Origin of the sequence: Microbacterium sp. (genome assembly GCF_036277215.1) — a bacterium.
In the GTDB taxonomy this organism is placed as follows: domain Bacteria; phylum Actinomycetota; class Actinomycetes; order Actinomycetales; family Microbacteriaceae; genus Microbacterium.
In genome coordinates this window covers 1-6,392 of record NZ_DASUNI010000142.1, presented here as the reverse complement: position 1 = coordinate 6,392, position 6,392 = coordinate 1, and the positions used below count along the sequence as shown (strand labels likewise).

The window sequence follows — 6,392 nt, the reverse complement described above, 5'->3', positions numbered from 1 at the left end:
GTCCTCACGGGCGAGCGGATGGCCACGAGCCTGATCCGCGGCGATTGGCTGTACTGGCCGTCGCTGGTGTTCCGCACCGAGACGCTCCAGCGCATCGACTTCCGCGAGGGCCTGCCGATCATCCAGGATCTCGCCCTGCTGATGGACGTCGCCTTCGAGGGAGGCACGTTGGCCTACAACCCCACGCTCGCCTTCTCCTACCGCAGGCACGGTGGCAGCGCGTCCCAGAAGACGCTGCTGGACGGTCGGCGTTTCCGCGACGAGCGCACCTACTATGCCGAGGCGCGTCGACTGGCCGACGCGCATGGCTGGGCGCGCACGTCGCGCACGGCTCGTGCGCGAGTGATGTCGCGCCTTCACGCGATCACCGAGCTGCCCAAGGTCCTGCAGGCCGGAAACCGGTCCGGGATAGAATCGACGCTGGCGCACATCGTCGCCCTCTGACCCCGCTCGCGGGTCCCCACCCCAGGAGTCACCCGCATGTCCGATCATGTGCTCATCACGGGCGGAGCCGGCTTCATCGGCACGCGCCTCGCCCGTCGCTTCGTCGACGCCGGTCACACCGTCACGGTGCTGGACGCGCTGATCCCGCAGGTTCACGGGAACGACCCCGGAAGGACCTCTCCGCTGCTGCGCTCGCTCGACGGCGTGGCCACGGTCATCGAAGGGACGGTCACCTCGACCGACGACCTGCGTGCCGCGCTGGCGGGAGCCACGGTCGTCGTGCACCTGGCCGCCGAGACCGGCACGGGCCAGTCGATGTACGAGATCGACCGCTACACCGAGACGAACGTCGGTGGCACCGCCAAGCTGCTCGACCTCCTCGCGAACGAGCCGAACGACGTGCGGCGGCTCCTGATCGCCTCGTCGCGCTCGATCTACGGCGAGGGGGCGTATCGCACCTCGGACGGCAGGGTCGTCTACCCGGCCCATCGAGCCGACGCCGATATGGCCGGCGGCGACTTCGACGTGCACCTTCCGGGCGAGGGCGCTCTCACCGTCATCCCGACGGACGAGACGGCGAAGCTGCATCCGTCGTCGGTCTACGGCATCACCAAGCAGATGCAGGAGGCGCTGATCCTCACGGTCGCGCCGACGATCGGCGTCGAGCCGGTCTCGCTGCGCTACCAGAACGTCTACGGACCCGGGCAGTCCCTGAAGAACCCCTACACCGGCATCCTGTCGATCTTCTCCACCCTCATCCGGCAGGGCAAGGAGATCAACATCTTCGAGGACGGTCTCGAGAGCCGCGACTTCGTCTACATCGACGACGTGGTGGAGGCGACTTTCCTCGCGGCGACCCGACCCGATGCCGCGGGCGGCGTCTTCAATGTCGGCTCGGGTGTCGCGACCACCGTGAACGAGGTCGTCGAGGCACTCTTCGCCGCATTCGGAACCGAGGTGCCCACGCGGGTGTCCGGCAACTACCGGCTGGGCGACATCCGTCACAACATCGCAGACACCACGCGCCTGCGCGAGATCCTCGGCTACTCCCCTGCCGTCGGCTTCCGCGACGGCGTGGCGCGCTTCGTGGAGTGGGTGCTCACCGAGCCGATCGAGGGCGACAGCTACCAGCGTTCGCTCGACGAGATGGCGGAGCGGAACCTGCTGAAGTGAGGCGCGCGTTCGAGGGTGCCCCGTACCCTTACCGCAAGAACAGCCTGAACCTGTTCCGGCTGATCCTCGCGGCGATGGTGCTCTTCGCGCACAGCTTCTACATCACCGGCAGTGGCACCGGCCCGATGATCCACGGTGAGAACCTGGGCGGGTGGGCCGTCGCCGGCTTCTTCGTGCTGAGCGGATTCCTCATCACGCGCAGCAGGCTGCGCACCTCGGCGGGCGAATACCTGCTGCACCGCATCGCCCGCATCTTCCCCGCATTCCTGGTCTGTCTCGTGGTGACGGCATTCGCATTCGCTCCCCTGGCCGCCCTGATCGAGCATGGAACGCTCGCGGGATTCATGAGCACCCCGGTGACCCCGCTCGAGTACATCTGGGCGAATCTGACCCTCTACATCGACGCGTACGACATCGGCACCACGCTGCAGTCGGTGCCGTACCCCGGCGCGTGGAACGGGTCGCTGTGGACGCTGTTCTATGAGTTCCTCTGCTACATGCTGGTGTGGGTGCTCGGCGCGATCGCCCTCTTCCGCAAGAACGGCTGGGTGGCGGGAGCGGTCTACGTCCTCAGCCTGGCGGTGTGGATCGGGATCGGGCTCGCGGAGCGGTGGGGGCTGGACCCCAGCTTCGCCCTCTTCGCCAAGCTCGCGCCGTTCTTCCTCGGAGGCGCCTTCGTGTTCTTCGTCGTGGAGCGCTCGGGCATCAACGCGATCGTCGCGGCGGTCAGCCTGGTCGTGGCGCTCGGACTCATCGTCTTCGTGCCCCGGTGGGGCGGGCAGGCCGCGGCGCCGTTCCTCGCGTACGGGCTGCTCTGGCTCTCCTCCGTCGTGCGGCAGCCGGCGTGGATCGCCCGCAACGACGTCAGCTACGGGTTCTACATCTACGCCTGGCCGGTACAGCAGCTCGCGGTCCTGCTGGGTGGGGCAGCCTTCGGCCTGCCCGTCTATGTGCTGATCGTCCTGATCGTGACCTTCGCGCTGGCGTGGCTGAGCTGGTCCATCGTCGAGCATCGCGCGATGGAGTGGGCGCGTCCGGCACGCAAGCGATTGCGGCCCACGCCGGTCGGACCGTAGCCGCGCGGTCCCGGTTGGTAGCCTGGATCTCACCATGCCCCGCGTGCTCGTCGACCTCCTGTCATACACCGGCACCAAAGGGGGCATGGAGACCTACACCCGCGAGCTGTATCGGGCGCTCGGGCGGATGCACGGCGACTACGAGTACATCGGGTTCGCCAGCCGCGAAGGCGCAACGCTGGACCTCACATGGTTTCCCGGACGGATCATCGAATCGGGCATCAGCGGCGAGAACCGATTCGTCTGGGCGTGGGGCGAGCTGACCCGGGTCGCGCGTGCGGCGAAACGCGAGGCGGTCGATCTGGTGCACTCCCCCGCGACGCTCGGTCCGCGCCGGACCGCCATGCCGGCGGTCGTGACGATGCACGACATGCTCTATTGGAGTCACCCGGAGTACATGTCCACGCCCCTGTACACCGCTCCCGTCAAGTGGATGGAGAAGGCGGCCGCACGCAACGCCACGCGGGTCATCACGATCAGCCCGGACTCGGCCGCCGAGATCGTCAAGTACCTGGGCGTCGACGACCGCAGGCTCGACGTCATCCCGCTCGCCGGCACTCCGCCGCAGGGCGTCGACCGGACGCAGGCGGGATCGGAGGGCCCCCTCATCCTGGCGATGGGAAACCGTCGCCCCCACAAGAACTGGGGTGCGCTCATCCGCGCCTCGTCCCTGCTTCCGCCGGAGCGCCGCCCGCGGATCGTCGTCACGGGAGGGCGCGGGGACGACCCGCTGGCACCACTGGTGCAGAGCCTCGGGATGGATGACTCCGTCGACCTGCGTGGATGGGTGGACGAGGCCGAGGTGCGGCGCCTGTACTCCGTCGCGACCGCCCTGGCCATCCCCTCTTTCGCCGAGGGCTTCTCGCTGCCGACGCTCGAGGCCATGGGGGCGGGCATCCCGGTGCTGCTCAGCGACATCGGAGTCCATCGCTTCGTGGGCGGAGACGCGGCACGCTACTTCGATCCCGCCGACGATGCCGCGCTCGCGCGGCTGCTCGACCAGATCGTCCAGGATGCCGCGCTGCGCGCACAGCTCGCGCAGGCCGGTCGCGCTCGGGCGGCCGAGTTCACGTGGGAGCGGACGGCGCGCGAGACGCGCGAGTCGTTCGACCGGGCGCTGGCGCTCAGTCGGTGAATGGGCGGGGCGCGCCCTCGCGCGCCGCCCTGTTCCGCGAGGGCACTGCGAGGCCGACGAGGTGGATGACCACACCGATCACCGGGGCGACGGTGATCGCGAGCAGCACCCTGGGCAGCTCGTCCGCCGGCAGCACCAGACCCACGACGAGCGAGCTCGACGCGACCAGCCAGCCAGCGACGTAGACGCCGTGCCGGCCCGAGGCGAGCGCCGCCGGACCGGTGACGCACAGGACCGCGGTGAGACCGGCGCTGGCCACGATGGCGGCGTAGGCCGCGGCCGGAAGCCCGTAGCGATCGGCGTAGAGCAGCTCGATCACCCACGGCCCCACGACGACGGCGAGCGCGGCGAGCACCGCGGTCAGCACGAGCAGTCCGCCTCCCCACAGCACCACCCGCCGCATCATGTGTTCCCGCTGATCGCGGAACGTCACGACGAGATAGCTCTGCAGTGCGAGGATCGGGATGACCAGCGGCGCCCGGGTGAGGGTGATCACGAGGATGAGCGACGCGAGGAGTGACGGTGCGGCCCCGCCCGCGGTGAGCCCGAGCAGGAACGGCAGTCCGCTGATCATCACGCCGGTCGCGGCGGCGGCCACCACCGTGCTCGCACTGTTGCGTGCGAGCCGGCGGGGCGCCGCATCGAGCTGCAGCCCGGTGCGCACGCGGCCACCCCAGACCGCCCACACGATTGCGAAGGCGACGGCGAACGGCACCGCGACAGCCCATCCGAGCGCCGCGACTCCGCCTCCCGCTGCCAGCACGATCGTGACCGTCGCCAGGCGCAGCCCCGCATCGGTTACGGTCATCGTCGCAACGCCCGGCCAGTTGCGCACTCCGTAGAGCGCCCCGCTCAGCGCGGCGACGAGGGTGTAGCCGATCACCGCGAGGGCGAGAGCGGCGACCAGGGGCACGGAGTCGGCCACGAACACCCGCGGCGCCCACAGGGGCGAGGTCGCCACGACCAGCACGACCGCGGCCGCGGCCGCGGTGCCGGCGAATCGCGCGAGCGAGGCCCATCCGGGCGCGGACGAGTCGGTGCGCGGATGCGCGGATCGCGTCACCTCCTGCTGGATGCCCGACAGCGCCGAGACGACGAGATAGACGACCGACCAGAACACGCTGAAGGCGATGTACTGCGTCGGCTCCGTGAACGCGGGAACGACGGCCTGGATGACGTAGCCGATCCCGCCCGCGACGACCGTCGCGCCCAGGATGTAGGTGAGGCCGCGACCGGAACCGGAGGCGGGGTCGCCCGTCGCGTCAGCCGCGCTCATCGCCGTCCGCGCGCGGACCGCGGTCCATCGCGTCGGCGGCCGCGTCGAGGCGCGCGACGCGCAGCCGCACGTCGTCGAGCTCGGCGTGGAGGATCGCGATCTCCTCGGCCGTGCGACGCACCTCGTCCTCCGCCTGTGACAGCTCCCACGACAGGTGGAGGCTCACGGCCAGGAGCAGCACGATGGCGACGGCGAACAGGAGGTTCGCCGGCAGCTGGACTCCGAGCGCCGCGGTGAGCCCGAGAAGCAGCTGCGGGAAGATGCCGAGGAGCAGCACGCCCACACCGATCACGAGCCAGACGACGGCGTACTTCTCCCGCAGACGTCTGGTGAGCAGCATCCACACCACGAGGACCAGGATCGCCAGCGCGAGGACGATCGCGCCGACGACGATCATGCCGACACCCCCGCCTCGACCTCGCGGCGCACGGGGCGCGCCCGCCGCATGACGGCGAGGCCTAGCGCGAACACCGACCGCAGCAGGTACTTGGTCGATCCGACGGCCCCCTGGCTCGGCCGGCCGTGCGTGCGCGCGCGCATCGCGACGGGCACCTGGGTCACGGTCAGGCCGGCGTGGCAGGCGGCCACGAGGGAATCGAGGGTATCCCCGAGGTACTCCGCGGGGTAGTAGCGCACGTACTGGTCGATGGCCCTCGCATTCGCCGCGCGGAAGCCGCTGGTCACATCCGTCAGAGGGGTCTTCGCCACACGGGAGACCACCTTCGCGAGCACCACCATCGCCCACCGGCGGGGGCCGCGGACGCTGTAGTCGCCCACCTCGGCGAATCGTGCGCCGATGGAGATGTCGGCCTGATCGAGCCCCGACAGCACCCGGTCGATGTCGGAGGGGTTGTGCTGCCCGTCGGCGTCGACCTGGATGGCACGCGTGTAGCCCTGACGCTGCGCGTAGGTGAACCCCGTCCGCATCGCGCCGCCGACACCGAGATTGAACGGGAGCGTGAGCACCCGGGCACCCGCGTCGCGCGCCACACGCGATGTCTGATCGGCGGATCCGTCATCGATCACGACGACGTCGTACGAGGGACTGGCCGCCCGGATCTCGCGGACCGTGGTCCCGACGTTTCCGGCTTCGTTCCAGGCCGGGACGATGATCAGCACCCGATCGGACGTAGCGGTCATAGTGCGCCCAGTCTACCGACGGCGTTTTCGAGGACCCGTGCCCCGCTCCGGCTCAGCGATCGCACGCGGTGATCTCGTACAGGCGGGCGGCTCCCTGCTCGTCGACCAGGCGAACGGCTCCCGCCTGGGCCAGGTCGTCCAGCCCCGC

The 6,392-nt window shown here is 70.0% G+C and carries 6 protein-coding genes and 1 pseudogene; 4 read left to right on the top strand and 3 right to left on the bottom strand.

The features are described from left to right. From VFX99_RS07360 to VFX99_RS07345, 4 genes and pseudogenes are all read left to right on the top strand, one after another. Window positions 1-444, top strand: a pseudogene (locus tag VFX99_RS07360) (glycosyltransferase family 2 protein); the annotation flags it as partial. A 36-nt stretch (window positions 445-480) separates the two neighbouring features. Continuing rightward, window positions 481-1,617: an NAD-dependent epimerase/dehydratase family protein gene (locus VFX99_RS07355; protein ID WP_329665650.1), complete on the top strand. Its 1,137-nt coding sequence runs from the start codon at window positions 481-483 to the stop codon at window positions 1,615-1,617. After that, the gene (locus VFX99_RS07350) at window positions 1,614-2,693 is read left to right on the top strand and encodes an acyltransferase (protein ID WP_329665649.1); all 1,080 of its coding nucleotides are present in this window, start codon (window positions 1,614-1,616) and stop codon (window positions 2,691-2,693) included. Before VFX99_RS07355 ends, VFX99_RS07350 begins: the two co-directional genes overlap by 4 nt. Window positions 2,694-2,727: 34 nt before the next feature. Next, on the top strand, window positions 2,728-3,828 hold the full coding sequence (locus tag VFX99_RS07345) for a glycosyltransferase family 1 protein (RefSeq protein WP_329665648.1): 1,101 nt from the start codon (window positions 2,728-2,730) through the stop codon (window positions 3,826-3,828). Here VFX99_RS07345 and VFX99_RS07340 read toward each other — a convergent pair. From VFX99_RS07340 to VFX99_RS07330, 3 genes are read right to left on the bottom strand one after another with little or no spacing between them, the layout of a single operon-like run. Beyond that, complete coding sequence (locus VFX99_RS07340) at window positions 3,818-5,104, bottom strand: hypothetical protein (protein ID WP_329665647.1); 1,287 nt, start codon at window positions 5,102-5,104, stop codon at window positions 3,818-3,820. The genes VFX99_RS07345 and VFX99_RS07340 overlap by 11 nt on opposite strands. Beyond that, a complete protein-coding gene (locus VFX99_RS07335; protein WP_329665646.1) occupies window positions 5,091-5,501 on the bottom strand; it encodes a DUF2304 domain-containing protein in 411 nt (136 codons plus the stop codon). Before VFX99_RS07335 ends, VFX99_RS07340 begins: the two co-directional genes overlap by 14 nt. After that, entirely contained in the window at window positions 5,498-6,244 is a 747-nt protein-coding gene (locus VFX99_RS07330; RefSeq protein ID WP_329665645.1) for a glycosyltransferase family 2 protein, read from the bottom strand. The genes VFX99_RS07335 and VFX99_RS07330 overlap by 4 nt, the downstream gene beginning before the upstream one ends. Between the last annotated feature and the right edge of the window lie 148 nt (window positions 6,245-6,392).